The sequence below is a fragment of the Bacteroidales bacterium genome (assembly GCA_018334875.1).
GTDB lineage: Bacteria > Bacteroidota > Bacteroidia > Bacteroidales > UBA12077 > JAGXLC01.
Map to the genome: position 1 here is coordinate 1 of JAGXLC010000394.1, position 3771 is coordinate 3771.

General features: G+C 46.6%; 2 protein-coding genes. Both read left to right on the plus strand.

The features are described 5' to 3' along the window. The coding region (locus KGY70_18690; protein ID MBS3777230.1) for a PQQ-binding-like beta-propeller repeat protein at positions 1-3555 on the plus strand (3555 nt) is incomplete at its 5' end. 7 nt (positions 3556-3562) lie between these two features. After that, a partial coding sequence (locus KGY70_18695) for a hypothetical protein (GenBank protein MBS3777231.1) occupies positions 3563-3771 on the plus strand: 209 nt, incomplete at its 3' end.

A 3771-nucleotide genomic window follows, 5' to 3' on the forward strand; every position in this document is an offset into this window, starting at 1 on the left:
AAACTTGCTTTTGATGTTTCTTATGAGCCGGTTGTTGGAGAAGGCAAATTGTTTGTTCCTTCTATGGTCTCCGACCGAATAACTGCCTATTCAGCCAGAAACGGGAAAGAGCTCTGGCGATATTACGCTGGCGGCCCGGTAAGGTTTGCTCCCGTATATGATTCCGGTAAGGTTTATTTTGTCTCCGATGACGGCTACCTCTATTGTCTGGATGCCGGTTCGGGAGAGCTTCTTTGGAATTATAAAGGGAGTTACTCGACCAGAAAGGTCCTGGGGAACGAAAGGATAATAAGCATGTGGCCGGCAAGGGGTGGTCCCGTGATCAAGGATGACGTGATTTATTTTGCCTCTGGTGTAGTGCCTTATGAAGGAGTCTTTATTCATGCAGTGGATGCAGAAAGTGGAGATCAATTATGGACCAACAGTACTGCCGGTTCACAATGGTCACTGCATCAGCACGGTGGCGCCTACTCATACGGCGGACCCTCACCACAGGGCTATTTGACTTTAAGTGGGGATAAACTGATCGTACCCGGAGGAAGAACACCTCCGGCTGTCTTTGACAAAAAGGACGGTGAATTCTTATATTTCAATCTTCCCAGTGGTAATGTTGGCAAAGGCGCTGGTGGTTATAGAGCATTTGCTACGGAGGACTGGTTTTTTAACCACGGCATGCTTTATGCCTTGAAAGACGGCGCACAATACGGACATGTGCCGGGAGATGTTATAACCGATGAGGCCTTTATTGGGGCAGTCGATGACAAGCTTATTGCCCATGATGCGGATATCACGACAACAGAGGTTGAAATTCAGGACAGGCTTGAAAGGGGTGCCATAAAAGAGCGTTATGAAGTGAAAGAAAAATGGAATGTTGAGGTGGATGATGTAGAACACCTTTACTGTAAAACCGATTCCCATTATGTAGTAAGCCGAAACAAAGGCCAAACGGCATCTCTGATTCCCCTGGACAATGAAGGCAGGCCTGGTGATGGGATTTGGGAATATGACATTGAGGGAGAAATATGGCGTATGTTTGCCGCTGATCAAAAATTATATGTAGTAACCAGGGAAGGAAAGATATATTGCTTTGGAGAAAAGGGATTTTTAGCTTCTGTGAAGCATCATTCCTATCAACCGAAGCATTCTGAACCGGATGAGCAATTTTCCAACCTCGCGTCTTCCATCCTTCAAAAAGCCGGAAACAAAACGGGATATGGAATGATTTATAAGGCAGGAAACAGTGAGCTGATTAAGAGTTTGACAGATAGCAGTTCCATGCATTTTGTGGTGGTGGAATCCGATTCTGCAAAGGTGGAAATGCTGAGGCGCCGCTTTGACGATTCGGGTATTTATGGCAAAAGGGTTGCAGTGATTGAAGAAGATGAATCCAGCTCTTATTTCCTTCCTTACATCTATAACCTGATCATCCTGAATGGTGATGAACCCGCTGAAGATATAAGAAAAGCCTTTGGTGCCCTCCGGCCTTATGGGGGCACGGCCTGCTTTGCAGGGATAGATCCCGGCTTTGAGGATAAGGTCAATCAACTTTCTCTGGAGAATGGAATTCTGGAAAGGGAGAATGATTTCGCCTTTCTGAAAAGGAAAGGTTCGCTTCCCGGTTCAGGTCAGTGGACCCACCAGTATTCCGGTTCTTCCAACCGGACTTATTCTGACGATACCCTGGTGAAACCACCTCTGGGAATCCTATGGTTCGGAGGCCCTTCTAACCGGAATGTGCTACCCAGACATCATAACGGACCTATACCGCAGGTTGTCGGAGGCAGAGTGTTTCTGTTGGGAGTGGAAACCATCAGCGCCCGATGTGCATATACCGGAAGAGAATTGTGGGTAAAAGAAATTCCGGGAATTGGCCATCCTTTTACCGACCTGGAGCTTGAGGAAAAATTCAGAGCCGGGAATGAAGTGTATATGTCCAATCACCCGGGAGCAAATTTTATTGGGAGTCCTTATGTTTCAACTGAAAACAGGGTTTATATCATTTATAAAGACAGGCTGCTGTCCCTGAATGCAGCTACAGGTGAACTGGTAACCGAATTTCGGCTGCCTGAAATACAGGATTTAGAGGTAAAAGAATTCGGCCATGTCATGGTATCGGGAGATTATCTGATTACTGCCATTGGCCCTCAAATATTTGAGGAAGGTGAACAACCGGGAAAAGAAAGCAACTGGAATGCGACGTCCAGCTCTGTTTTGCTTATTATGGACCGCCATAGCGGAGAAGTTTTGTGGATGAAAAAGTCTGAACAAGGCTTTAGACATAACGCCATCGTTGCCGGCGAAAATCGTTTATTTCTGGTTGACGGATTGTCAGAGGAAGTGGTAAAAATACTGAGGAGAAGGGGAGAGCATATAACAGATTCGAGGCTTTTGTCTTTAGATTTAGAGACAGGCCAGGAGCTGTGGTCAATGAATGAAAATGTGTTCGGAACCTGGCTTGGGCTTTATGAAGACAAGGGGATTCTGTTGCAGGGAGGTCGGCGCGGAGCGAGGCGTCCGCTGCCGGATGAACCGGATGACCGTTTGATAGCTCATAACAGCTCGACCGGAGAAATACTATGGGAAGCCAGGCATAAATACACCGGCCCGCTGGGGCTTCATCCGGATATGATCATTCCTGGAGACCCGGAGGAACCGGCATTTGAACCGGAAACCGGGGAGGTAGTTTTCAGGGATCACCCGGTTACAGGAGAGGATTATCGGTGGGAATGGTACAAAACCTACGGCTGCGGTACAATGAATGCATGCAGGAACCTTATTGCTTTCCGATCGGGAAGCGCCGGGTATTATGATTTGTCGAACTTCGGAGGTAGCGGAAACATCAGTGGATGGAAGGCAGGATGTACCAACAACCTTGTTCCTGCCGGCGGCATACTGAATGTTCCCGATTATACAAGAACCTGTACCTGTTCCTATCCGCTGCAGTGCAGCTTTGCTATGGCTCATATGCCTTATGCGGGGCTGGAAATGTGGACATTCAACAAGATTTCCATTGAGGATGAGGTGATCCGCAGCCTGGGTATCAACTTTGGCGCTCCGGGCCAAAGAAAGGAAGATGATGTGCTGTGGGTTGAATATCCCAGGGGATATGACCAAGGGCCGGAACTTCCTGTGAAAATCGAACCTGATGCTGTTAAATGGTTTGGCCATCATGCTACCTGGATTAAAAATCCCGAGGAACAATACAATTGGGTGGCTTCCTACGGAGCTGAAGGCATCTCCTCAATTTCAGCGGATCTGGTTCCTAAAGGCTCTCTGGATGAAGTATCCTATACCATTGCTTTGTATTTTGCCGAACCTGGTAATTTTTCGGCTGGTGAACGGGTTTTTGATGTTTCCATTCAGGGAGAGAAAGTGCTTGAAAATTTTGATTTGGCTCAGCAGGCTGGAGGAACCCGGCGTGTGCTCAGAAAAGAATTCAAGGATATACAGGTTGAAGACAGCCTCCGCATTGAATTTTCAAACCATACCCGTCCAACGGTTATATCAGGTATTGAAATCACAATGGACAATCAGACATCTGGTGAAAACAACTGATCAACTTATGAAAATATTCGCGACCAAAATATCAACATCAATCCTCCTGTTCATCGGATTGTTTTTGTCAATTCCTCTTTTCAGTTTTTCCTGTCCCATACCTGTTTTTAGATATGCCCTGGAATACTGGGAAGCCGATTCTTATAGACTGGAGATTTTCTATAAGGATGGGTTCAGTTCTGAAGAGCAAGCCCTGGTTGATCGGCTTAAAATAAA